Origin of the sequence: Chengkuizengella axinellae (assembly GCF_030730905.1) — a bacterium.
GTDB classification, from domain to species: Bacteria; Bacillota; Bacilli; order Paenibacillales; family KCTC-33759; genus Chengkuizengella; species Chengkuizengella axinellae.
The window spans coordinates 122,578-147,031 of the sequence record NZ_JAVAMP010000009.1 but is presented as its reverse complement, the minus strand read 5'-3'; the positions used below and the strand labels follow the sequence as shown (position 1 = coordinate 147,031).

27 protein-coding genes and 1 other annotated feature are annotated in these 24,454 nt (G+C 32.9%); of the genes, 19 read left to right on the top strand and 8 right to left on the bottom strand.

The genetic code is table 11. The annotated features are described in order from the left end of the window. Positions 1-40: 40 nt before the first annotated feature. Positions 41-1,924: a bifunctional metallophosphatase/5'-nucleotidase gene (locus Q5Y73_RS16795; RefSeq protein ID WP_503366723.1), complete on the bottom strand. Its 1,884-nt coding sequence runs from the start codon at positions 1,922-1,924 to the stop codon at positions 41-43. Between the two features lie 435 nt (positions 1,925-2,359). Between Q5Y73_RS16795 and Q5Y73_RS16790 the strand changes: the two genes are divergently transcribed. From Q5Y73_RS16790 to Q5Y73_RS16765, 6 genes are all read left to right on the top strand, one after another. Beyond that, entirely contained in the window at positions 2,360-2,800 is a 441-nt protein-coding gene (locus Q5Y73_RS16790) for a MarR family winged helix-turn-helix transcriptional regulator (RefSeq protein WP_305993078.1), read from the top strand. 123 nt (positions 2,801-2,923) lie between these two features. Next, on the top strand, positions 2,924-3,358 hold the full coding sequence (locus tag Q5Y73_RS16785) for a DoxX family protein (protein ID WP_305993077.1): 435 nt from the start codon (positions 2,924-2,926) through the stop codon (positions 3,356-3,358). Beyond that, positions 3,358-4,059 (top strand): pirin family protein, encoded by a 702-nt coding sequence (locus tag Q5Y73_RS16780; protein ID WP_305993076.1) that lies wholly within the window; start codon positions 3,358-3,360, stop codon positions 4,057-4,059. The genes Q5Y73_RS16785 and Q5Y73_RS16780 overlap by 1 nt, the downstream gene beginning before the upstream one ends. A 275-nt stretch (positions 4,060-4,334) precedes the next feature. Then, on the top strand, positions 4,335-4,820 hold the full coding sequence (locus Q5Y73_RS16775) for a hypothetical protein (RefSeq protein ID WP_305993075.1): 486 nt from the start codon (positions 4,335-4,337) through the stop codon (positions 4,818-4,820). Between the two features lie 32 nt (positions 4,821-4,852). Continuing rightward, positions 4,853-5,338, top strand: a complete 486-nt coding sequence (locus Q5Y73_RS16770) for a hypothetical protein (protein ID WP_305993074.1) — start codon at positions 4,853-4,855, stop codon at positions 5,336-5,338. Positions 5,339-5,372: 34 nt separating this feature from the next. Continuing rightward, a complete protein-coding gene (locus Q5Y73_RS16765; protein ID WP_305993073.1) occupies positions 5,373-5,852 on the top strand; it encodes a hypothetical protein in 480 nt (159 codons plus the stop codon). Positions 5,853-5,985: 133 nt separating this feature from the next. Here the strand turns inward: Q5Y73_RS16765 and Q5Y73_RS16760 are convergent, their stop codons facing one another. Next, a complete protein-coding gene (locus tag Q5Y73_RS16760; protein WP_305993072.1) occupies positions 5,986-6,387 on the bottom strand; it encodes a thiol-disulfide oxidoreductase DCC family protein in 402 nt (133 codons plus the stop codon). 127 nt (positions 6,388-6,514) lie between these two features. Here Q5Y73_RS16760 and Q5Y73_RS16755 point away from each other — a divergent pair, with 127 nt between their 5' ends. The 4 genes from Q5Y73_RS16755 to Q5Y73_RS16740 all read left to right on the top strand — a co-directional run bounded on the left by Q5Y73_RS16755 (position 6,515) and on the right by Q5Y73_RS16740 (position 10,688). Then, on the top strand, positions 6,515-7,120 hold the full coding sequence (locus Q5Y73_RS16755) for a dienelactone hydrolase family protein (RefSeq protein ID WP_305993071.1): 606 nt from the start codon (positions 6,515-6,517) through the stop codon (positions 7,118-7,120). Between the two features lie 4 nt (positions 7,121-7,124). Next, positions 7,125-7,595, top strand: a complete 471-nt coding sequence (locus Q5Y73_RS16750) for a GNAT family N-acetyltransferase (protein WP_305993070.1) — start codon at positions 7,125-7,127, stop codon at positions 7,593-7,595. A 57-nt stretch (positions 7,596-7,652) separates the two neighbouring features. Then, positions 7,653-8,120 carry a GNAT family N-acetyltransferase gene (locus Q5Y73_RS16745; protein WP_305993069.1) on the top strand — a complete coding sequence of 156 codons (468 nt, stop codon included), beginning with the start codon at positions 7,653-7,655 and terminating at the stop codon, positions 8,118-8,120. A gap of 282 nt (positions 8,121-8,402) precedes the next feature. Next, entirely contained in the window at positions 8,403-10,688 is a 2,286-nt protein-coding gene (locus Q5Y73_RS16740; protein WP_305993068.1) for a carbohydrate-binding protein, read from the top strand. A gap of 89 nt (positions 10,689-10,777) precedes the next feature. Here Q5Y73_RS16740 and Q5Y73_RS16735 read toward each other — a convergent pair whose 3' ends face one another. From Q5Y73_RS16735 to Q5Y73_RS16725, 3 genes are all read right to left on the bottom strand, one after another. Beyond that, on the bottom strand, positions 10,778-11,248 hold the full coding sequence (locus tag Q5Y73_RS16735; protein ID WP_305993067.1) for a hypothetical protein: 471 nt from the start codon (positions 11,246-11,248) through the stop codon (positions 10,778-10,780). 221 nt (positions 11,249-11,469) lie between these two features. Beyond that, on the bottom strand, positions 11,470-12,828 hold the full coding sequence (locus Q5Y73_RS16730) for a GH1 family beta-glucosidase (RefSeq protein WP_305993066.1): 1,359 nt from the start codon (positions 12,826-12,828) through the stop codon (positions 11,470-11,472). Between the two features lie 192 nt (positions 12,829-13,020). Then, the gene (locus Q5Y73_RS16725; protein WP_305993065.1) at positions 13,021-14,253 is read right to left on the bottom strand and encodes an MDR family MFS transporter; all 1,233 of its coding nucleotides are present in this window, start codon (positions 14,251-14,253) and stop codon (positions 13,021-13,023) included. 469 nt (positions 14,254-14,722) lie between these two features. Here Q5Y73_RS16725 and Q5Y73_RS16720 point away from each other — a divergent pair, with 469 nt between their 5' ends. The 3 genes from Q5Y73_RS16720 to arsC all read left to right on the top strand — a co-directional run bounded on the left by Q5Y73_RS16720 (position 14,723) and on the right by arsC (position 17,757). Beyond that, entirely contained in the window at positions 14,723-14,899 is a 177-nt protein-coding gene (locus Q5Y73_RS16720) for a gamma-glutamylcyclotransferase family protein (RefSeq protein ID WP_305993064.1), read from the top strand. Between the two features lie 249 nt (positions 14,900-15,148). Continuing rightward, positions 15,149-15,378: a binding site (T-box leader), on the top strand. 173 nt (positions 15,379-15,551) lie between these two features. Then, positions 15,552-17,258: an arginine--tRNA ligase gene (gene argS, locus Q5Y73_RS16715; RefSeq protein ID WP_305993063.1), complete on the top strand. Its 1,707-nt coding sequence runs from the start codon at positions 15,552-15,554 to the stop codon at positions 17,256-17,258. A 73-nt stretch (positions 17,259-17,331) separates the two neighbouring features. Then, the gene (gene arsC, locus Q5Y73_RS16710; protein WP_305993062.1) at positions 17,332-17,757 is read left to right on the top strand and encodes an arsenate reductase (thioredoxin); all 426 of its coding nucleotides are present in this window, start codon (positions 17,332-17,334) and stop codon (positions 17,755-17,757) included. A gap of 244 nt (positions 17,758-18,001) precedes the next feature. Here arsC and map read toward each other — a convergent pair whose 3' ends face one another. Next, positions 18,002-18,748: a type I methionyl aminopeptidase gene (gene map, locus Q5Y73_RS16705; RefSeq protein WP_305993061.1), complete on the bottom strand. Its 747-nt coding sequence runs from the start codon at positions 18,746-18,748 to the stop codon at positions 18,002-18,004. Positions 18,749-18,976: 228 nt separating this feature from the next. On the opposite strand from map, the gene Q5Y73_RS16700 reads away from it, so the two are divergent. The 3 genes from Q5Y73_RS16700 (at position 18,977) to trxA (ending at position 20,349) form a co-directional block, all read left to right on the top strand. Further along, a complete protein-coding gene (locus Q5Y73_RS16700; RefSeq protein ID WP_305993060.1) occupies positions 18,977-19,213 on the top strand; it encodes a glutaredoxin family protein in 237 nt (78 codons plus the stop codon). Then, complete coding sequence (locus tag Q5Y73_RS16695; RefSeq protein ID WP_305993059.1) at positions 19,206-19,895, top strand: Crp/Fnr family transcriptional regulator; 690 nt, start codon at positions 19,206-19,208, stop codon at positions 19,893-19,895. Before Q5Y73_RS16700 ends, Q5Y73_RS16695 begins: the two co-directional genes overlap by 8 nt. A gap of 136 nt (positions 19,896-20,031) precedes the next feature. After that, positions 20,032-20,349, top strand: a complete 318-nt coding sequence (gene trxA / locus Q5Y73_RS16690; protein ID WP_305993058.1) for a thioredoxin — start codon at positions 20,032-20,034, stop codon at positions 20,347-20,349. A 91-nt stretch (positions 20,350-20,440) separates the two neighbouring features. Here trxA and Q5Y73_RS16685 read toward each other — a convergent pair whose 3' ends face one another. Continuing rightward, the gene (locus tag Q5Y73_RS16685; protein ID WP_305993057.1) at positions 20,441-21,127 is read right to left on the bottom strand and encodes an ArsR/SmtB family transcription factor; all 687 of its coding nucleotides are present in this window, start codon (positions 21,125-21,127) and stop codon (positions 20,441-20,443) included. 195 nt (positions 21,128-21,322) lie between these two features. On the opposite strand from Q5Y73_RS16685, the gene Q5Y73_RS16680 reads away from it, so the two are divergent. From Q5Y73_RS16680 to Q5Y73_RS16670, 3 genes are all read left to right on the top strand, one after another. Continuing rightward, on the top strand, positions 21,323-21,796 hold the full coding sequence (locus Q5Y73_RS16680; protein ID WP_305993056.1) for a DinB family protein: 474 nt from the start codon (positions 21,323-21,325) through the stop codon (positions 21,794-21,796). A 169-nt stretch (positions 21,797-21,965) separates the two neighbouring features. Continuing rightward, positions 21,966-22,253 carry a hypothetical protein gene (locus tag Q5Y73_RS16675; RefSeq protein ID WP_305993055.1) on the top strand — a complete coding sequence of 96 codons (288 nt, stop codon included), beginning with the start codon at positions 21,966-21,968 and terminating at the stop codon, positions 22,251-22,253. A gap of 26 nt (positions 22,254-22,279) precedes the next feature. Beyond that, entirely contained in the window at positions 22,280-22,918 is a 639-nt protein-coding gene (locus Q5Y73_RS16670) for a hypothetical protein (protein WP_305993054.1), read from the top strand. Between the two features lie 167 nt (positions 22,919-23,085). On the opposite strand, the gene Q5Y73_RS16665 is transcribed toward Q5Y73_RS16670, so the two are convergent. Next, on the bottom strand, positions 23,086-23,988 hold the full coding sequence (locus Q5Y73_RS16665; RefSeq protein ID WP_305993053.1) for a YheC/YheD family protein: 903 nt from the start codon (positions 23,986-23,988) through the stop codon (positions 23,086-23,088). Between the last annotated feature and the right edge of the window lie 466 nt (positions 23,989-24,454).

Genomic DNA, 24,454 nt, shown 5'->3' with positions numbered 1-24,454 from the left:
ACTACATAGCTTATCTTCACTTTTGTGGGTATTAATAATATTATTCTTCAGTCTTGCTTGTATCTACAATACGATCTTCCACTTGTGGATTAATGCTTTCTTCATTCATAAAGTATTCCTCAACTACTGAGTAAATCGTTAACCCTGTATCAAATACTTCATTATCTGCAAACATTTCATAACCATCTCCACCTACTGCAACAAAATCATTTGTAGCAAGCTTGTACGTTTTAGTTAAATCAATTTCTTCTCCTGCTACTTTCACATCAATAACACGTTCACCTGCAGGTTGGCTTGAATCATAAGTGAATGACATACCACTGATTTGTGGGAATTGTCCACTTTGTTCTTCAACTTTGCTTACGCCATGTTCTAAAGCAGCTACTATCTCTTCACCAGTAACATCTAATACCGCTAAAGTATTAGGGAAAGGAAGTAATGTGTTTAAATCTAGTTTAGTAATTTCACCAGCTGATAATTGTGTACGTATACCACCTGAATTCATAATTGCAACATCAGCTTCATAACCAGAAATGGATTGTGTTTTTTCAACTAGTACATCTGTAATTAAGTTACCGACATTTGTTTCACCAGATCTAACTAAAGCACGATCTCCATCTAAATCTACTTCAGAGTTTGTAATCACTACATTCATGATTTCTTTGATTTCTTCAGAAACTTCTGAAACCATTTTCGCGATTTCTGGATCTGCTTCAACTTCTGGATCATATTCTTTTAATCCGCCGCTAAATGCAACTAATTCATCATTATAATAATATAAGTCCGCTCTACCTAAAGATTTACCATATTCCCAGTCTTGAACGATATAAGTTCCATTAACAAGCTCAGGAGTTTCTATCGGTGTATGTGAATGTCCACCAATAATCAAATCAATACCATCAACTGATTCAGCAATTTCTCTGTCTACGTCAAGACCCACATGAGAAACTGCAATGACATGATCTACTTCTTCTTTTAATTGAGGAACCATTTCTTTTGCAACTTCTACTGGAGATTTGAATGAAAGTCCCTCTACATTGTCAGGATGCGTTACGATTGGAGTATCTTCAGTAACAAAACCGATAAAAGCAAATGTTTTTCCAGCAATCTCAGCATATTTAACAGGTTGAAGGAATTCAGATCCATCTTCATATACTACATTAGAAGAGATGACAGGATATTCTAATTGACCGACTAAGTTTAACAACTGCTCATATCCAAAATCAAACTCATGATTACCTGCTGCCATTGTTTCGTAATCTAATGCATTTAAAATTGGAATAATGGATTGACCTTCAGTTTGGTTAACAAAGATTGTTCCTTGGAATGTATCACCTGCATCAATTAAGAAAAAGTTTTCACTTTCTGCTTTCCACTCATCAATAATGGTTGCCATTTTAGCATAACCAAATTCTTTGTTGTATTCATCTTCTTCGATATGACCATGTACGTCATTCGTATGACCAATAGTTATCTGTGTTGTTGCTGCCTCACCTAAAGAATGGAAAAACATTTCACGTGTAACTGTATTACTTTCCTCTAATTCTAGTTCCAATCCAGCTTTTGTTCCTAATTCAATAAGTTCAGAGCTAGTGAGTTTTTTATTCGGATTTTTTACATCTTCAACAATGCCAGTATCAAGTGCCCATTTTAAAGCTCCTGAAGCCCAGTGTTTGATTTCAGGATCAGCTTCTAAATCAGTTACACCTTGAATTCTAGAAAACAAAGTTACAGTTTCAGCAAGGGATACTTTTTGATTTAGTACTAAATCTCCCTTTTCATTACCCTGAATAATTTGTTTATCCTTCATCCAGTCTATATGTGGAATAGGTTGTATTGGTTCAGCATTTACATTCCCCATCATTAATGATAAAGACAAAGCACCTGTTGCTGCTAAAGTTCCAACTTTTTTAAACATTCCCATTCTCCTTCTTAGTTGATGTATTTTGAATTTTGTATTCCTTTGAAGATTGGTATAAAAAAAACTTTATTAAAAATTCATAAAAGTTTAATATAAATTTCATCTTTCCCAAGCAATATTATAACGCTAAATGGGGAGAATAATAAACATCTTAAATTATGGAAAATGAAACGATCATTTATCAACTATAATATATGAGGTGCGTAAAAATAATTGTTTGTTTGAAAAAGCAATATTTAAATAATCTTTTGATAGTTAGTTGACAAAAGTAAGTGTTTGGTGTAGTATGTGATTAGAAGAAAGAAAATAAAATACAGAAATGAAAAAATATCTTGAATTAAAGATAATTGAAGCGATAATAAGGAGGTTGTTGATATTTAAACTTTTTTTATATATAATTATCTTGAATTCGAGATAATTGAAAGGTCTGATATAAAGATGGAACAAAAACAAGATTTATCCTTAAAATTATTTATTGTATTATCCCGTGCAAGTAGAACTATCAATGATTTAGTACATCAGGATATACAAAGCTATGGATTAAATCCAACTGAATTTGCTGTACTTGAGCTTTTATATCATAAAGGGGATCAACCTTTACAAAAAATTGGTGAGAAAATATTAATTGCAAGCGGTAGTATTACTTATGTCGTTGATAAGCTGGAGCAAAAGGGTTATTTAACTAGAAATCCTTGTCCGAATGACCGCAGAATTATTTATGCTGCCATAACAGATAAAGGAAAAGAACTTTTTGATGAGATATTTCCAAATCATAAAAGTAAAATTGATGAAATTGTACGTGGATTATCTGATGAAGAAAAGAACGAAGCTATTTTTTTGCTGAAAAAATTAGGTATTTATGCAAAGCATTTAGAATAAAGGATAGGAAGCGTTAATCCTTTCTATCCGATAACCTCTTCGAGAGACTCAGATAGGTGCTTGTGCTTAATTTTAAATAAATATCTTGAATTCGAGATAATTTTTGAAAGGAGAATTTTATTAATGAGAGAAAATAGAATGGGGATTGGATTGTTAATTATTCGTTTAGTAGTAGGGCTTTTATTTATTGGTCATGGTTCACAAAAATTATTTGGTTTGTTTGGTGGTTATGGTTTACAAGGTACTGGAGGATTTTTTGAATCCATAGGATTAAGCCCAGGTACAGTAATGGCCTTTGTCGCTGGAGCAGGAGAATTAGTGGGTGGCATTTTATTAGTCTTAGGTTTTGTAACACCTATTGCATCCGCAATGATATCCATTATTATGGTGGGTGCAATTGCTAAAGTACACGCTCCAGCTGGTTTGTGGGCAGATCAAGGTGGAATGGAATATCCATTAGTTCTTATAGCAACTGTAGTAGGTATAGCATTCATTGGTTCGGGGAAATATTCTCTCGATCATCACTATTTTAAAAAAAATGCGAAGGGTGATATATAATGATTAAAGTTTATTCAAAGGAATCTAGATTCTCAAGAGATCATGGTTGGTTACAATCAAATTTTAGTTTTTCATTTGCAGATTTTTATGATCCAGAAAATTTACAGTTTGGTTCATTACGAGTATTTAATGATGATTTCGTACAACCAAATGAAGGTTTTGGCAAACATCCACATCAAGAAATGGAAATTGTTTCGATTGTATTGGATGGTGAACTGAAGCATGCGGATAGTGAAGGAAATTCTGCAGTAACTACTTTTGGAGGCATTCAAAGAATGAGTGCTGGTACAGGAATTTATCATTCTGAATTTAATCCATCTTCCACAAATGAAGTGAATTTCTTTCAGTTGTGGTTCCTGCCAGATAAAAAAGGAGTAACGCCAGAGTATGAAAAAACAACGTATGATATTTCAAAAATGAAAAACAATCTACTTCCTGTAGTTTCTAGGCAGGCTTCAGAAAATGTTGCTTATATCAATCAAGACGTGACCATTTTTATGTCTGATTTAGAAATTGGAAATGAATTGACACATACACAGGAAGCTGGGAGAAAAATGTTCTTGTTTGTTATTGAAGGAGAAGTTACTTTAAATGGAGATATTAAGTTATCCAAACGTGATTCAGTACGTTTGACAGATGAGACCTCTGCTAAAATCCTAGCGAATTCTGATGCAAGATTCTTGTTGATTGATTTAGTGTAATACTAATTCGAAAGACGATTTTATTACTATAAAGTAAAAAGTTAACAATAATGATTATAAAGAAAAGCTTATCGATTTCGATAGGCTTTTTTTTCGTCCCAACTAAAAAAACAAAAACTTCCTTTGAAGAAGGGTTATTCCAACATCTCAAAGGTTAATATTGGGGGTTTCGTATACACAAATGTGGAAATTTTGAAACTACATAACATAAGTCCAATCACACTTGAAAGCCTTGCATATAATATCGAAACTTATACAGATTGGAGGTTAGTAATATGGGACACTTTGATGAAACGATCTGTGATTGTTGTGTATGTCCAATGCAATGTGTACTAGATCAATTAAGGAATACAGAAAATCCTGTTGTCATTTTTACAACTACTTTAGGTAATTTTGATTTAACAATAACTGAAGTAAATGATTTTATTGTGAGTGGTACAGGCGCTGGAGGTGGAACTGTCCGGAATTTTCCAATTTGCAATGTATCTGGAGTATCAAATATTCCTCTTTCAAGGCAAGTTAAATTAAAGCCTAATAGAACGAGTGTTAAAGGAGAATGTAGTTGCTGTGAAGATCCTACAAATCAGCTATTAAGAACTTTGAGTAGAGAGCAATTATTTAATCTTAGATTTTTAGTAGGTACGGCTATTGGATTCATAAGTGATATTGGGGAGGGGATAGTTATGATTCAATCCCAAGATGGAACCATGAAAACTGCTGTCTCAATATGTTCTTTAAATCGTATTGGTCCTAATTTGTAAATGAAATCATTTTATAGGAAGGAGGAATGAACATGGGTTTCTTTGATGAATCAATTTGCGAATGTTGCGTTTGCCCGATGCAGCGTGTATTAATGCAACTAAGAGGTGAAACAGTTAGCATTGATACTACATCAGATGAGGGTTTTGAGATAACTGTAGATGATGCAAAAAATTTCATATTATTTACTTCAGATGAATTCAATAATGAGTTCTTTTTCCCCATTTGTAATATTACAGCTGTAGAGTTTCCTTCTACAAATCAAATTGATTTAAGTCCAAGTAAAACTAGCTTCAAGGGGGAATGCAGTTGCTGCGAGGATCCTGCTAATCGATTATTGAATAGATTAAGCAAAAATACATCATTTAATTTCATATATTTAGATACTAATATTAATGGTTTCATAATCGATATAGGTGAAGGAATTGTAATTATACAAGATGAATTGGACGCTACTATACTTAAGGCAATTTCAATTTGTAAATTAGCTAAAATTTTGCCTTCTACCCCAGTTATATAAAGACTGATAAATATAAAGAAAGGAGGAAATAAACATGGGAGCTTTTGACCAAAGTATTTGCGATTGTTGTGTATGTCCGATGCAGTGCGTTTTAGACCAACTAGAAAAAGTTGGGGATCCAGTTACAATTTCTACAATTAGAGGAGGCACTGACATAGTAACAATAACTAATGTAGAGGATTTTATATTAACTGGTGAATTAGCAAACCAAGATGAAATTTATTTCCCAATTTGTAATGTTTCAGCTGTTGAGTTTAACCCTGAAAGTAAGATTGATTTAAAACCTAGTGTAAAAAATACTGGGGTTTGCAGTTGCTGTGAAGATCCTGCAAATAAATTTATTACTGCATTCGATAAAAATCAAATAGTGAATATTAATTTTTTAGATGGTTCAGTGAGCGGGTTTGTTGTAGATGTAGGAGAAGGTATTGTTGTGATGCAGGGAGGTAATGGAGCAAGTTTTTTTAGTGCAATTTCAATATGTAAAATAAATCAACTCTTTATTGAAGTTTAATTTTTGAACAAAGTTAAAATAAGGTATAACTCCGAAGTTACAATCCTAAATCAGTCATTTTTTCCAAGATGATATGAAATTAGATTTGGGAAATCGGGGTATCAAATACTTCCTAGTTAAAATGATACCCCTCTCAGTTTAAAAATCTATTCTTGAATTCCTTTTTCGGAATCATACACTGATCCTTCTTGCCAAACCATTTATATCTATTTTTGGCAATCCAATCATATACAACATCTCTTAGTAGTTTTGGTATAATGGTAATACCAAAGAGAATCGGCCAACATTTTTTTAAATGTAAACATATACGCAGTGCTGCTGTAGATTTTGTAAAAGCTCTTCCGTTCTCAATAAGCACAACTGTATCCATTTGGTCTGCATTCAAATTATATTTTTCAAGTAGCTTTTGGCCTGTTTCAGATTGTAATGAAGCAAATTTAATGTCTCCCTTTGAATCCCTAGGAAGTATAAACTGTACTGTACTATTACATAAGTTACACTCACCATCAAAAAGTAAAATAGAAGATTTATTCATTATGTGGTTTCCTCCAAGGTTAGGTTCTAAGTATAACTAATCATGTTATTTTTATTAATTAGTTCTCTAGATTATATTATATTACATTTATTTAAACAGTGTTATTGTTTTAGAAAGGAGAAGATTCATGTATTCTCTTTCAACCCAATCTAATTTTGCAATAATAATACTTCATGAAATTTACGGTATTAATAAACATATTAAAGAGACTGCAAAATTGTTTGCAAAATTAGGTTATGATGTGTTTTGTCCAAATCTACTGAAACAAGAAATAGTTTATGGTTATGATAAAGAGCACGAAGCCTACCATAATTTTAAAGAAAATATTGGTTTTCTTGAGAGTACTGCTATGGTAAACAAGTTAATCAGTGAAATATCGACAAAATATGATAAAATATTCATAATTGGATACAGTATTGGAGCTACGATTGCTTGGTTATGCAGTCAAAATCACCTATGTCACGGTGTAGTTTGTTTTTATGGATCTCGTATCAGAGATTATTTGGATATCAATCCATTAATCCCAATCTTACTATTTTTCCCGGGAAAAGAAGAGTCATTTCATATAGATGAACTGTACGATCAGTTAATGCAGAAGAAGATCCATCATTTAGAAGTGCATCAATTTAAAGCTAATCATGGATTCGCGGACGTTTACTCAAAACATTATAATCAAGTAGCATATAAAAGTTCATTTCAACAAATGATTGGCTTCTTAAAAGGGGGAAGGTAATTAGATGGCAGTTAGATTAATGAAAATGTGTGAGGTTGTGTATGAGGATTTTATCTCAAATACAATAAAAGAGTTTGCAAAGAATCAAGTTAAAGCAGGTAAGTGGAAAGAAGAGGAAGCCATCCAAAAAGCAGCGGAAATTTATATGAAATTGTTGCCTCAAGGGAGAAATACTGAACAGAACTATATGCTTGCTATAGTGAAATACGATCAAACTATCGGCTGGTTATGGTATTTTTATGATGAATCAAAGTTGCAAAAAGAAGCTTTTATTTATGATTTTCATATTCGTTTAAAGTATCAAAAAAAGGGATATGGAAAAGCGTCATTAGTGGCATTTGAAGAGTTGGCAAAAGAAAAAGGAATTCGGAAAATATCACTTCATGTATTTGCACATAATGAACGAGCATTAAACATGTATAAAATGTTAGGATTTAAATCAACGAATATAAGCATGACAAAGAAAATCATGTGAAATAATCACTTAAATTAGACTGACTATAAAAAACTCTAAATTAATGAGGTGAATATAATGACGATTCAATTAAATTCAATGACAGAAGTTATATATGAAAAATTTATTTCCCATAGTATTGAGCATTATGCTAAAGAAAATGTGAAATCAGGCAATTGGCTCGAAGAAGAGGCTTTGAAAAAATCTAAAGAAGCTTTTGATCGTTTATTGCCCGATGGGTTAAATTCAAATCAACATTTTTTACTTTCTATAATGAATGATGGACAGCCGATAGGTTGGTTATGGTATTTTTATGATCATACAAAACCTAAAAAAGCAGCATTTATATATGAGTTTTACATATATGAAGAACATCAAGGAAAAGGATATGGGAAATCCACACTTCAAGCACTAGATAAACTGGCAAAAGAACAAGGGATTGAAAAAATATCACTTCATGTATTTGCACATAATGAACGGGCACTTCACTTATACGAGAAGTTAGGATTTGAAGCTACAGATATTAATATGACAAAAACGTTATAAGAAATTGATAAAGATATTAGAGGTAAGAGAGTCTATTAAGTTATATCATTACTCTTAGACTCCATTATGCTGATCATAATAGATCTAATAAAACGATGCATGAGTATAAAAGTCAAACATTTTACAGCTAACATTATTCTGTTGGCTTTTTTTATTTTCTCCTTTAGAAAAAGTTGACATTGAAAACGATACCATTCCATGTTAGTATATGCTATATCCTTTCTTTTGAAAACGATATCATAGAGAGTCATTCATTATAATTTAACAGGGGAGAGATGTAGCATGTTTAAACTTAAGAGGAGTAATTTACGAATTTTTACTGTACTATCACTAGCTCTATTGCTTGCATTTAGTAGTTTAAATCTAAATATTGCAAACGCTAACAACAATAATGTTCAAGTTTGGTTAACTACAGTAGATGAACAAAATCTATTAAAGCAGCAAGCAGACGTTTTTTTTGAAACAGATACAACATTTAATCCCTTAACCATTCAAGTGGATGAAAATATACAATATCAAGAAATGGACGGTTTTGGAGCAGCGGTATCTGGTTCAGCAGCTTATTTAATGAATCAATTAGATGAAACGCAACAGACTGTTCTTTTAAGTGATTTATTTGGGGAGCAAGGTGTTAATTTCAGTTTTGTTCGTCATACGATTGGTGCTTCAGATTTTTCTTTATCTTCCTTTACTTATAATGATATACCCCAAGGTCAAACAGACCTCAGTTTGGAGCAATTTACAATAGCTCAAGATCAAGTGAATGTAATTCCGGTGTTGCAGGACATTAAAGGCATTAATCCAGATGTGAAAATTTTAGGAACACCATGGAGTGCACCTGCTTGGATGAAAAATAATGAAGAGTTAAACGGTGGTACTTTGAATCCAGAGTATTATCAAGTTTATGCAGAATATTTAACAAAATATGTACAAAGTTATGAAAATGAAGGTTTGCCGATTTATGCGATGACCGTGCAAAATGAACCTCATCATGAAACAAGTGGTTATCCTAGTATGTATATGAGTGCTGAAGAGCAAACTAACTTTATTAAAAATAATCTAGGTCCAACATTTGAAGCACAAGCTATAGATACAAAAATATTAAGCTGGGATCATAATTGGAACGAATATGAATATCCAATTCAAGTATTGGATGACCCTGCTGCTAAAAGTTATGTAGATGGAAGTGCATTCCATTGTTATGGCGGAACACCAGATAAACAATCTGAAGTATATAATGCTCATCCAGATAAAGGAATTTGGTTCACTGAGTGCTCTGGTGGTGAATGGGAAACTGCTTTTGATGTAAATATGAAATGGAACATGTCTAATGTTGTTATTGGTTCAATTAGAAATTGGTCCAAATCTGTGCTTTTATGGAATTTGGCATTAGATGAAAACTTTGGACCGATCAATGGTGGGTGTACAGATTGTCGTGGTGTTGTGACTATAGATTCTAATACAGGTGAAATTACAAAAAATGTGGAGTATTACGTACTTGGTCATGTTAGTAAATTTGTAGAACCAGGTGCAGTAAGAATTGATTCTAATTATGATGAAAGAATAGAAACAGTAGCTTTCAAAAATCCAGATGGATCAAAGGTTTTGCTTGCTCATAACAATTCAGAAAGTGAACAAACTTTTAAAGTGAAAACTGGTGGTGAAGGATTTGAATATACACTTCCTATTGGTGCAGTAGCAACATTTGTTTGGGAAGGAAGCTATCTTATTAATGAAGTAAATGCTTTTGATAAAATGGAAGCAGAATCCTTTAGTGCGATGAGCGGAATCGAAACTGAAACAAACGGTAATGTTACAAATGTTGGTTGGACAGACAATGGTGATTACATTATGTTTGAGAATGTCAATTTTGGAGATGGTGCTATTCAAGTAGATGTTAGCGTAGGTTCTGCTTCTAAAGGAGGATCATTAGAGTTGCGAATTGGAAGTCCTACAGGCACCGTGATTGGTGAAGTTATGGTGAACAATACAGGTGGATGGCATAATTATGAGACGGTATCAGCGGATATTACAAGTGCCAAAGGCATTAATGATTTATATGTTGTATTTAAAGGTACTAATGGTATAGGGAATGTAGATTGGATTCAGTTTCATGAATTCACGCAGACAAATTTATTATTGGATAGTGGATTCGAATCTGGTAACCTCTCCAGTTGGAATGAATGGCATCCGGACAATTTACAACTAGCTCAAAGTGTAGATAGTGAGGGACCTTTAAACGGGAACTATAAATTAGTTCATTGGGCACCAACGGATTATCAACAATTAACGAGTCAGATTTTGAACGTTCCTAATGGGACATATAAAGCATCTGTTTGGGTGAAATCAGGTGGAAGTCAAAACGAGCTGCATTTATTTGCAAAAGGTTATGGCGGTGAAGAGCTAAAGGCTGTTGTTGGTTCTGATCCAGTAGGAACATGGACTCAATATTTCATCGAAGACATTCAAGTGACTAATGGTGAAATAGAAGTTGGAATATGGTCTAATTCCCCAGGAAATAATTGGGCAGTATTTGATGATTTTGAATTAGTGAAGGAATATAGATAAGATATTCATGATAAGCTCTTTGCACCAACACAATTAAGGGGGTCGGCTTCTAGTCGACTTCTTTTTTTGACCCCAAATAACATAAAATCTTAATCTACACCGTTTATTGTGACGTAATCTTTAGGCAAGTAGAATTTGACATTGTAAACCTCATCATCCCATTCCTTATATTCTACATAAGGTTTCATATCTGAATCTAATTCAAAAGTGATATCAATGACGTTATCAAGTTTGATTAGACGACCCGTATCTTTGCTAGTAAAAAAAAGTTCTGCTATATAATGTGAATCCGAATACTCATAGTAATCAAGATTAAAATTTATGACCTCGCTAGTATGTACAGGCAACTCTGGTAATAATGTAGACAAACTTTTATATTTTTTTCCTTCATATTCTACAGCAGTAGAGTCGTCGGTTAAAGTAATGAAAGATAATATGATAGCCACTATAATTAAATAACTTCCTAAAATTAAAGGTGTATTTCTTTCGAGTTTATCATTATCCTTTCTTAGTATCCAAATTCCTACAATAAGTAAAGCCATTATAATCATCCAAATCATATGAATAACCCTCCTTTATTGAAATAAAATATGTATAACTTTTTTGATCGTATTCACTTTATTTTTAAATGTGCTTTATGAAGGCAATAAGTATTTCTTCTTCATTAAAATGGTAAATCCTCTTTATAATGTATATAGTATGAGGAATCAGCCATAAAAGAAGAAAAAAATGAATAAAAGGAGGTTGTAATACGTTCCTCTTATCCATTCTATTTAACAGTTTACAATAATGATAACCCATTCTGATCAATCACATTTTTATAAAAGTAAGCACTTTTTTTAGGAAGACGTTTTTGACTTTTAAAATCTACATAAACAATGCCAAACCTTTTAGTGTAACCATCTATCCATTCAAAATTGTCAAGAAAGGACCACAGATAATAACCTTTGAGATTCACACCGTCTGCTATTGCTTTTTGACACATCAGTAAGTGACTTTTAAGATATTCAATCCGTTCCATATCTTCAATTTCCCCTTTTTCATTTATATTGTCTTTGTATGCTGCTCCGTTTTCAGTAATATATAGTGGGATATTTCCATAATCGTTTTTGATCCTAATTAACAAATCATAAATGCCTTCAGGAGTGACTGGCCAACCCATGTCAGTTTTAGGAGCATCCATTTCCACAGGTTCAACTTCATATTTTTGTTTACCTTCTTTTACAAATCCTGCTGAATAATAATTAATACCTATAAAATCAATGGGTTGAGAAATCGTTTTTAAATCCTTTTCAATAGTAAAGTTGTTTGTAACTGAAGGTTCTTGTATTTGCTGCTTGATGATTACTAAAATATCTTCAGGGTAAGTTCCTTTTAATATAGGATCTAAAAACATTCGGTTTGTAAATCCATCTGATATGTGAGCAGCCTCTTGTGCTTTTATTGTATCTTCGCTTGGATACATAGGAGCAAGGTTCAGAGTTATACCAATTTGACCTTCACTAGGATATAGCTTTCTAAATAATTTCACTGTTTCTCCATGTGCTAATAATGCATGATGTACAGCCTTAGCACCAGATATTTCATCTGCTATTCCCGGAGCATGTATACCTTTTAAATATCCCAAATATGTAAAAACCATAGGTTCATTCAATGTAATCCATTTTTTCACAACATCTCCGAACTCATTAAAAATGACGTTTGCATAGTTCATAAAATCATTTATAATTTTTGGATTTTCCCATCCTCCCTTTTCTTGCAATACTTGAGGAAGTTCCCAATGATATAGAGTTATGATGGGTTCTATGTCATTTTCTATCAGCGTTTCAATGATGGAACGATAAAATTGAAGTCCTATTGGATTCACTTTCCCTGTTCCTTCAGGTAATATTCTTGACCAGCATATCGAAAAACGATAGGATTTTATATTCAAATTTTTCATAAGCTGAATATCTTCCTTATATCGATGATAATGATTGCAAGCTGTATCCCCATTGTCTGCATTTGCTATTTTGCTCGTTGTTTTACAAAAATGATCCCAGATGGTTTCCCCACGACCACCTTCATTAACTGCACCTTCAATCTGATAAGAAGATGTTGCTGTCCCCCATATAAAATCTTTTGGAAATTTAGTTGTCATTATTACACCTCTTTTTCTATTTTATAAAATGATAACGCTACCTCACAAGTATAAACAATAGGGATAACACGACATCAAGAAGAGTTTCGGGATGAAATTAGAATGAATAAATGAAAAAGATGGGGTTAACCCAATTTTTTAAACAATAAAAAATCGACTCCTTTTTCATGGAATCGATTTTTATTTATAATCTTACAATGAATAATCCAAATTTCGTTTTGTTTTTTTCATCAAGAAATTAACATATACAAAAAGTGGGAATCCAATAGCGCTGATAAATGCTAATAAGCCAAAAACCGTTTCAGGTGCACCATAACCAAATGCGCTTAATAAAAATCCGCCTATTAATGGTCCAACTGAACCCCCTAGGGAGGTAAATCCCATAGCTCCAAAGTAAGTTCCCTTCATATCAGGATCAGCGATTTGATCTACAAACAGATCATACATCGTAAACATCATCACTTCACCTATAGTAAAAATGATCATAGATAAACCAATTAGATAAATAGATTCAAAAAGCCCTATTCCAAACAACCCAATAGAGGTTGTGATTGTACCTAACATGATCGAAGTAACCGGAGAGAATCTCTTACCAATACGAGTTACAGGATATTGCACTATTAATACAGTGATCGCATTTAATATGATGAGGGAAGTATATAAGGCAACGCCATTTTCAAAGTAGGATGCATTTTCAAAAAACTGCGGCATGGTTGAGCCAAATTGAGAATATCCAATCACTCCAAATATAAATGCGACCACTGCTACTAGAAACACTAAGTCTTGACGTAACACACTTAGTGCTTGTATCATGGTTACCCTTTCTTTCTTCTCCATATCCACTTTTTTATTCACTTCTCTATATTTTGGTAAAATATATAATAATGATAATCCGTACAACATATAAACAATCGCAGTTATGACAAAGGTTATGGTTGATTTAGAGCTCCCAATTAAAAACCCAACTAGGGGACCGACTGCAGCCCCAACATTAATTGCAGCATATCTTAGATTGAAAACAAGCAGTTTATTTTTTTGCTTTGTTATATCTGATAATAATGCTCTAGAGGATGGTTCAAAAAATGAACTGCATAAACCGTTCAAAGCATTTAATATAAAAAACATAAATACGTGATTGGCGAATGCAAAACCAAGAAAAACAAGCGCCCATACAAAAATTGAAATCAGCATTACTTTTTCCCGTCCATATTGATCTGACAAGTTACCACCTATAAAACTACCAGGAATTCTTGTAAAGGCACTAACACCTAAAATCAACCCTATCATTGCAGGGCTTATTCCATGTACTTTTGATAAATAAATAGCAAGAAAAGGCATGGTCATAAAGGTAGCTGCGCGTGTGAAAAGTGTTCCAAAAATAATACTTTTACTAACAGGGTTTATCGATTTGAATCTATCTAGCATGTGATCCCCTCTTCCATTTTGATATTGAAAAAATACATGAAACCGATCATCTCATCAAACGAACAATCTTGAATAGTAGTTTTGTGATTGATTTTGTTTCATTCTACGAAATCATGTTTCGTTTGGTGATTTATTGATTGGTTTAAATTATACTGTAATTTGATAAATAAAACCACACTTTTTTATAATTTAAGAATTTATATCTTTTTTAAACTCAAAGCTACAACAAAAACTACCTCTAAAGAAGTATTCGGCAACCTTTTCGAGAGACTCCGATAGGAGTTATTGTTCAGTTTTATTTTTAGACTGAGATTAGAGGCATGATTTAAGAAGTAAGCCATTACTATAAGTCTTTTTATATATTATTGGAGGGAATGGTATGAAACCGGTCTTTGTATATGGTTCATTAAGAAAAAAAGCAACTTATGGTGCATATGAATTTTTTTAAAAAGGGAATACAGAAAAAGAAATGAATGCAAAGATGAAAGGGGAAATGTATTTGGTTGGAGAATATCCTGCTGTGATTGAAGGGAAGGGGGAAATTAAAGGGGAATTGATGTATCTAAAACCTTTAAAGTATGATGACGTATTGAGGAGTTTAGATAATAGAACACCAATGCCAAATATTCCTTTTACGAGATTTTGAAAATGATATAAATTACGTACATTTCTTTATCGCTACAATGGCAATTGTCTTATTATTTGTGTTTTTAGGTTATAGAAGGAAACCAAGAAATTGAGGGATGAAAAAGTTGTTGCGCAAGGATCAGTTATGACAACTTGTTACAAATGATGATAAGCACTATTAATTAAAAGAAGAACTTATTTTTTATTAATTAACTTTACACTTTACATTCAAAGTGAATTCCTTTAAAATATCGATAATATAATGAATAATAAATCAGTGATTGGGAGAGTACTCATGTTTGAGAGTCTTAGCGAGCCGAGATGGGTGGGAGTCGGTACGGAAAACATGAAGAAGCGGACCCATGAGATGATCTTTTGAACATAGAAGTAGGAAGATCCGGTGACTCCGATATCGTAGTTGAGTGGCATGCTAATTTTACATTTTTCATGCACTAAGAGTGGTACCACGGGATTATAAATTAAACTCTCGTCTCTAATTTAGAGGCGGGAGTTTTTCAGTTCGTGGATGAACTGGTGTCAGAGTTGTCACATGGAGGTGACAGTTTATGATTGACCACATGGAAGTGGTGAGAAGTTAGCTAGCGTACCTGTAAAATGAATTGATGTCGGTGTTCATCAAATTTACTCTATCAATTTCAAGGAGAGAAATCATGTTAAAAGAAACTATAGTGAACTTGTTAAAAGATGTTGTATCACCTACAAAAGAAGAAATTGAAAAGTTGCTAGAAGTTCCACCGAACCCTGATCTAGGAGACATTGCGTTCCCTTGTTTTATTTTGGCCAAACAATTCAAGAAAAATCCAACTGTCATTGCTGCTGAAATAGCTGAACAATTAAATAACAACCAAAAATCAGAAAACATCAATGTTCAATCTCAAGGTGCATACATCAATTTCTTCTTTAAGAACGAAGTATGGTCAGAGAAATTACTTAATTCTATTCTTAAAAAGGATTTTACGAAGATGGAAATCGGAAATAATGAACGCATCATCATTGATATGTCTTCTCCGAATATAGCCAAACCTTTTGGTATTGGACACTTACGTTCTACAATGATTGGTAATGCTTTGTATCACATTTATAAAACGGCTGGATATGATCCAGTTAGAGTTAATCACCTTGGGGACTGGGGAACTCAATTTGGAAAACAAATTACCGCATATAAACGTTGGGGAGATCCTCAGAAGATGGAAGAGAATGCGATACATGAGTGCCTTCAGTTATACGTGAAATTTCATGAAGAAGCTGAGAATGATCCTGAGCTTGAGAAAGAAGCTCGATTATGGTTTAAAAAGCTAGAGGATGGTGATGAGGAAGCAACTGAGCTCTGGAAATTCTTTATTGAATTGAGCTTAAAAGAGTTTAAATTCATGTACGACAAACTAGGCGTGGAATTTGATTATTATTTGGGAGAAAGTTTCTATAACGATAAAATGTCACCCGTTGTATTGGAACTTAAAGAAAAAGGTTTATTGGAAGAAAGTGAAGGAGCAATGGTTGTTCGTTTAGATGAAGCAGAAATGCCACCTTGTTTGATTTTAAAATCAGATGGTACAACGATTTACCCTACAAGAGATTTAGCCACCGCCATTTATCGTCATGAAGAAATGCAAGGAAGTAAAATTTTATACGTAGTTGGGGCAGAGCAGCAACTGCATTTTAAGCAAGTGTTTGCTGTTCTTGATAAAATGGGAAAAGCTTGGTCAAGCGATTGTGAGCATATTCCTTTTGGATTAATGAAATATGAAGGTAAAAAAATGTCTACACGTCGCGGAAAAGTGATCTTTTTAGAAAAAGTATTAGAAGAAGCGGTCACAAAAGCAACAGAGATTATTAATGAAAAAAGTCCTGAACTATCTAACAAGAATGAGGTTGCAGAAGCGATCGGAATTGGATCTGTTATATTTAATGATTTGAAAAATAATCGTATTCAGGAAGTGGATTTTTCGCTTGAAGATGCTTTGAATTTTGAAGGAGAAACGGGCCCATATGTTCAATATACTTACGCTCGTACACAAAGCTTACTTGAAAAGGGGGCTTGGGACGAAGCATGGATAAACGAATTGACCCTAACGGATGGAAAGCATTTAAACGATCAAGCTTCCTGGGGTTTGACAAAAGAGCTAATGAATTTTCCGAATGTAATCCAACATGCATTAAAGAAAAATGAACCTTCCGTTCTAGCACGTTATGTTTTAGAAATTGCGAAAAAATTCAATAGATATTATAATCAAGTACGTATAAATGTGGAAGATGAAAATGAAAAGAAAACTAAACTAATTTTAACGTATGCTACGGGAAAAATTTTGAAGGAATCTATACACTGTTTAGGTTTAAAATCACCTTCAAAAATATAAAGTTAATATTGCGATAACAATTGTGTTTTAGAATTGAATAACTAATACAAGCATCACAAAAAGGAGAAGAACTATGGCTGATAAAAAGTTAGTATATTTTTTATGTACAGGAAATTCATGTAGAAGTCAGATGGCAGATGGCTTCTTAAAAGCTCTTGGAAGCGAGAAATATGAGGTAAAGAGTGCGGGCCTTGAGGCTCATGGCTTGAATCCTCGTGCAGTACAAGTGATGAAAGAAGCAGGAATTGATATTAGCAATAATAGTTCTGATGTTATCGATCCTGAAATTTTAAATCAAGCCGATTACGTGATTACATTATGTGGACATGCTGATGAACATTGTCCTGTGATCTCGAACCAAAATGTGATCAAATGGCACTGGGGATTTGACGATCCAGCAAAGGCAACTGGAACCGAAGAAGAAATTATGGAGCAGTTTAAAGAAGTTAGAGATTCCATAAAAAATAGAATTGAAACGTTTGTGGAAACTGATAAGTAAATAATAGATACTACATAAATAGAGGAAAAGAAGGGAACAAATAAGACCCCCAATTTCCTCTATTTTTGCATAATCAGATTAAAAATTTCAATAAGATCCTTAACTTTGATAAACGATGAAGATCCCCCAGGCTTATTAATACACCATAAGTTCTCAAATGTTTTGATCGAATAGATTGGTTATTTACCTTATTCGACTAAAAACGATTCGAAACATCTTCTTAAGATCAACAAACCATGTTCTCTTACAACTCCGTTAAAATGAACGGCTTATCCTTTGTAATAGCCAAAGTATGTTCATATTGTGTGGATAAGGAACCATCTTGTGTTCGTGCAGTCCAACCATCGTCCTCTATTTTGCAATAAGGCTCCCCTACATTTAACATAGGTTCAATTGTTATTACCATACCTTCTTCTAAAAATGCACCTTGATCGGCAGGTCCGAAATGAGGAATAAAGGGGTCTTCATGCATTTTTTTTCCAATTCCATGCCCAGCAAATTCCCTTACTACTCCATAGTTTTTAGATTCAGCAAATGTTTGAATTGCATGTGAGATGTCCCCTACGCGATTTCCAACTCGAGCTTGGTTGATTCCAACAAACAAGGCTTCTAAAGTCGTATCCATTAATTGCTGTGCTTCTTCAGAAATTTTTCCTACTGCATAACTCCAAGCAGAATCAGCTAACCAACCATTCAAATTAACAACAAAATCAATTGTAACGATATCCCCTTCTTTAAGCGGTGTATCGTTTGGGAATCCATGACAAATAACATCATTCACTGAACCGCAAGTAGCATAAGGATAACCATGGAAACCTTTTTGCTCTGGTTTTGCTCCATGATCATGAAGAAAATTTTCAACAAAAGCATCAATATCTAAAGTAGTTGTTCCTGGTTTAATTAACTTTTCAACCTGCTGATGACACTCCGCTAATAATATGCCTGCCTCTCTCATTAAGGAGATTTCATTTTTATTTTTTAATCGAATCATCTTCAAAACTCCTTATCACATTTGATTTTGATCAATGTAATTCACCTTTGGAATTTCACAAGAAAGATATCGGTTATAGGACATTTTCTTTTAATGTGAAATACTTAACTTATTTAAATGGTTATCTGATTTATATTTAAAATAGAACTGATTTATGAGATGTGATTAAATTTTAAGATATTTACAAAATGTGATAAGGTTAAATAAAGATAGAGGGTGGTGTTTTACATGAATCTACAACTATATATTAGTGATCATTGCATTGCCTGTGAGGAAGTGTTAGCGTTTTTTGACCAAAAGAACATAGAATATGAATTAATTAATGTAACACATGACCAGGTTAAATTTGATGAGATGCTCCGTCTAGGGGGGATTGCTACTCCATTAATCGTTTGGGATGGAGAAGTTATATATACGTTTGATCCAAATAAGTTTGAAACTATTTTGGAGGGGAAAAATGGATAAGTTATGGTATCTGTCTCAAATCAGTGTTTTTGATGAACTGCCGATGGAAGACCTAATGGAACTTGATAAAATGGCTCCGATGTCAACCATTAAAAAAAATACAATTATACAAACACCTGAAAATTATCATGAAGGAATGTATTTCATTAAAGAAGGAAAATTAAGATTATATAAAATCAACGCAGAAGGAAAACAGTTTACTCTAGGTATTTTAGGTAAAGGAAATATATTTGGTGAAATAGATTCTTTTTCGTTTGGTACTAAGGATGTTTTTATTGAAACCATTGAAGAAACCTTATTATGTTCTTTAAGTAAAAATCATTTTGAAAATTTCATTGAGAAACATCCAAGATTGGCATTAAGGTTTTTAAAAGCTTTAAGTGATCGCCTGAGAGAAAGAGATGCCATGTTGGAGAAGCTAGCATTTGGAGATATTCGCACTCGTACTTTACATTTACTGCTAAAGCTATCGGAGCAGTTTGGCATTAAGGATGGCGAATATTATAAAATTGATCTGCCTTTAACACATCAAGAACTTGCAAATATGATTGGTGCTACGAGAGAATCTGTCAGCGTATTGTTGAAGGAACTTGTGAAAGAAGAAATTATACGTACAGGGAGAAAGTCTGTACATCTTAAAGTGGACATAGCAAAAGAACAGTTAGAAATGAGTGGTGGCTAGACTTGTATAGGATGTACTGATGCATTGTGGCTATGAAAACAGATAAATGTAATGCATCTTACAGAAATGATCCGAAAAACAAATTATAATACACATAGAAAGAAAAAAATAGAGAGATTTTAAAGGAGTGGGAGAAATGGGAGCAGTCGTTTTAAATAAAGAAAACTTTGATCAAACCATATCACAAGGAGTTACATTGGTTGATTTTTGGGCTCCTTGGTGTGGTCCTTGTAAAATTCAATTGCCGATAGTAGAAGAGTTGGCTGGAGAGCTGAATGGTAAAGTGACGATAGCAAAAATTAATGTGGATGAAAACCCTGAACTAGCAGCATTATATTCAGTACAAAGCATTCCTACATTATTGATTTTTCAAAATGGAGAGGTTGCAGAGCGCATGGTTGGTGTGCAAAGTAAAGAGGTTTTAATTGAAAAATTAACACAAGCTATTGCATAATATAAAATATGAAGAAAAGAGGTCATCTCCTAAGTGATTATTCCACTATGAGATGACCTCTTTTTTTTGACTATATCCCACGCACCCCATATTAAATGTCCAACCCTAATGTCTCTTTTAACAGAATGGAGCCTTTTTCAGTTAGTTGAACAGAACGATTTGTAGTTGATTTGATCAACCACTTTTCGTTGAAAAATTGAGTGGCGATGGCGGCACCTAACCATCCAGATATATGATATCTTCTTTCACTCCAATCAAGACATGGTTTAGCAAAAACCCTTCGACTTTTTCCTCTGTTGTTTATTTCAATCCCAATTTTTTGAAACCATTCTTCTCCTTGCTTAGTCACTTCATATTGGTCATCTTTTATGATTATCATTTCTTGACTTAACAATGCTTCTGTTATCTTCACACCAAGTTCACCAGCCAAATGGTCATAACAAGTTCGAGCAGACCGTACTTGTTTCATTTGATCGGATTGTTTTAATGAACGGATTTGAACGGGAGGTGCAATGTTTCCTAATTTTTCCAGCACTTCTGCTACCTGTTCACTTGCTAATTTATAATAACGGTGCCTTCCAAATTGTTCGACTTTAAGCAAATTTCCTTCCACTAGCTTTGATAAATGTGAACTTACTGTTGGATGTGAAACCTTAGCCATATATGCCAACTCACTTGCTGGCAAGGCTTTCCCATCCATCAAAGATTCTAAGATGATAGCCCTGGTAGGCTCGGATATTAGTTTTGCAACATATGAAATATTCGGATATGCATTCATATTTCGATCATACCCTAAATGAATTTGCTATACAATCAATTTATCACTTTCTCATGCTGTTATCTCTCCATTGAAGAAGGGGGAGATAACAGCATAATTTCACCTGATAAGATCATCTAGCTTTCAGCGGGAGATATAAAAACTCCCACTGAAAGCAAGATTCTCTTTATCAAACAAAATATAGGGGGATTTAATATGAATACAATGGATCTAGCAGTTTTAAATTTAAAGGAATCACGCAGACGTTCTATTAAATTATGGACCTCTCTTCCAGATGAGTGGATCAATTGGAAACCTGATCATAAGGCAATGTCTTTCGGAGAAATGATTCGTCATGTCTGGGGGGGCAGCTATGGATATCACAATATATTAATGAATAATGGATCACTAAAAGATGTTACTCCCAGACCTTATGATCATGAGCCGATTATTTCCGTTCGTAGAGAAATTGAATTATCAAAGCCTTATTTTGAGAAATTCATTGAATACATTCAAAATCTATCTTCAGAAGAGTTAAACACTAGATTAATTGATCGAAGTGATGTCGGATATGAACGTTATTTAGGGGATATGCTTTTACGGATTGCTTACCATGATGCAGTTCATGCAGGACAATTTTTACAATATTTACGCATGTTAGGTTTGGATAGACCTTCAATCTGGGATTAATATTTATTATAAATCTATTTGTAAATAATTACAAAATAGAAGAAGGAATGGTATAATAAAGCAGGAACTAAGAAAAGAAGAAAAAACATGATTATCCTTAACAAAGAGAATCAGTGTTCATAGTTTTGAAATAGATTTTTTATAAATCTAGGGAAGGTGAATGAATAGTATGGATAATACCAGAAGCCTGCTTCAAAAGTTTTTTTATGAAAGAGAATGGAAGAAAAGTGAATTTAAAGTTATATATAAGGATACACCCCATTATATTAATATGGACTCTTTAGTGGATTTAATTGTTGATCATACACATCCAGAAATGCAAAAAAAGATTTATGAAACTGTTGTAGAAATGGAACATCAGCAAGAGAATATCTATGTGTTTTTGAAATATTTATATAAGCTATATTTAATATCATCTAAACATGGAAAATCCAATCAATATTACATCGTTTTTTAGGTATGAATATCAAAAGGGGATGGATAATGAGTAAGGGAAGTCAAAATCTATTTAAGATCGTGATAGTGAGTTTAAGTTTTATCATAGTAGCGTCTGTATTGATTTATACTTCTCAGTTGGAAGTGACTAATCACAGAGAAGAGTACCTCGCTAGTGAACTAGAATATAAAAATTGGGAGCTAGTGCGTCAAAGTGAACAGGTTTTTGAGGGTGTTTTAAATATGAACGAAGAATTGTTAGCAGATTTTACTACGCTGCTTGAATCTAAAGATCCTGAATTAAGAGAACAGGCATTTGAAAATATAGACTTGCAGTGGAATATAAGCTCTATCTATTATGCTTTTGATTTTGGTTCTGGAAATATGTATCATATATATCCAATGAGATACAATATTTTTTATGCCAATTTAAAAGGGATCAAAAACAAAATTAAAATGAAAGAAAATCCAACTCTAACTGAAGTAGATCGAGAAAATTTAGAAACTGCAATTTCATATTTATCCATATTTACAGAGGGGATGAGTGAGATAAATAAAATCAAGGTAAGAAATGGTGATCAATGGAAAGATGAAGGGTTAGATAGATTCCATCGGGATGAAGAGGTAATGGAAGTTATAGAAGGAATGCATGAATCAATATCTGAACTGCCACCATTGCTTAGATAATTAAAGTCCTTGTAACAATGGGCAGTGTTTTACATACTTCGAATCATGTTTGATTCAAAGTATAAAACCAGAAAGAGGTTACATATCATAAGAGATGTTTTAATAACCACTGGTCTTATTATAATTTAAAATTGTATGATAGAAATAGCTCGCTAATCAGCGAGCTATTATTCAACTATGAGACCTTTAGTTTTTGTTTTAATATGTTTATATCTTTTAGTATAATTATACTTTGGTTTTTTTAATTTGTAGTTGGAACGGTTCTTTTTTTTACTTTTTTGTTTTGAATCTTGTTCTTTTTTGATCTCTTTTCTATAATCTATTATTTTTTCATAGTAAGTTTTATTTTTTAAAAGATTGAATGGACCAATATCGGGTTTTGTATTCACTTCCAAGATCCAAGGATGAAGCTCTTGATCCAATGCAATGTCCACCCCATTTTCTTGAACTTTTGGATAAAACTTATTCATTTGTTTTGCTGTTTCAATACCAATCATTTTTAGTTCAGTTAGTACATTTTCCTTTTCGTATTTTTGGGTGCAAATATGATTTAATAGTTCGTATACATCACATACAGCACCACCGCCACTTATATTTGTGACTATTTTTTTAGGATGAGATAATCTAGCAAGAAATCCAGTTATCTCCCATTCAGATTGAGGATTTTGTTGCACCATGACTCTTATGTCTGCAGAACGTTTTTTATATTTAATCATATTGATTCCTTTTTGAACGATGTGCATTCGATCTGACTTTTGAATGTGTTCATTCAATTTATAATATAGAGCATTGTAATTATCGAAATGCTTTATACTTAGATTGTTCTGAACTTCGTATACTATTTTTCCATGGTGGATTCTTTGTTGTATTTTCATGACTCCTTTTCCAGATGAACCTCGATTTGGTTTCACATATACTGCTTTGTATTTATTAAGCATTTCTTGTAGGCTTTCTGAACTCACTTTTTTTGTTTCAGGAATATATTTTTTAAGGTATACATTATTTATCAAAGCTAATGTTTTTTCCCATTTGCACGATACATATTTTTTATTATTTTGTTCTTCAGACATGATGAAGTGTCAGCTCCTTCATAAAACCTGTTTGTTAATTGTAGTATACGTAGAAGATTGCTTAGTTGTATGTTTCATTGCCTATGCCTATTCTAACTGATTTAAATCATATCAAGTTCTACATGCTGAAGACTCCTCTTATTCAAAGGAAGATAAAAGTTGTATTTTCATCTGTTTAGGTAATCTACTTTCACTGGGAGACAAAAAACGAACGCTAAAACTAGATTAACTAAAAATAAATTAAATATTCAGAAAATACTGAAAATTTTACATAAATATAGTATAATAATTGGAAACTAGTAAAATTAAAAATAGTAAATAAAAAAATATACATAACCTCTAAATTGACGGAATATAAATAGCTATGTTTATAGTTCTTTTTGTTCAAGTTATTTTTTATAGAAAAGAGGTGTAAGTGAAACAAAGTACTGAAAACGATTTCATAACTAGTATTATAATGAAAAAG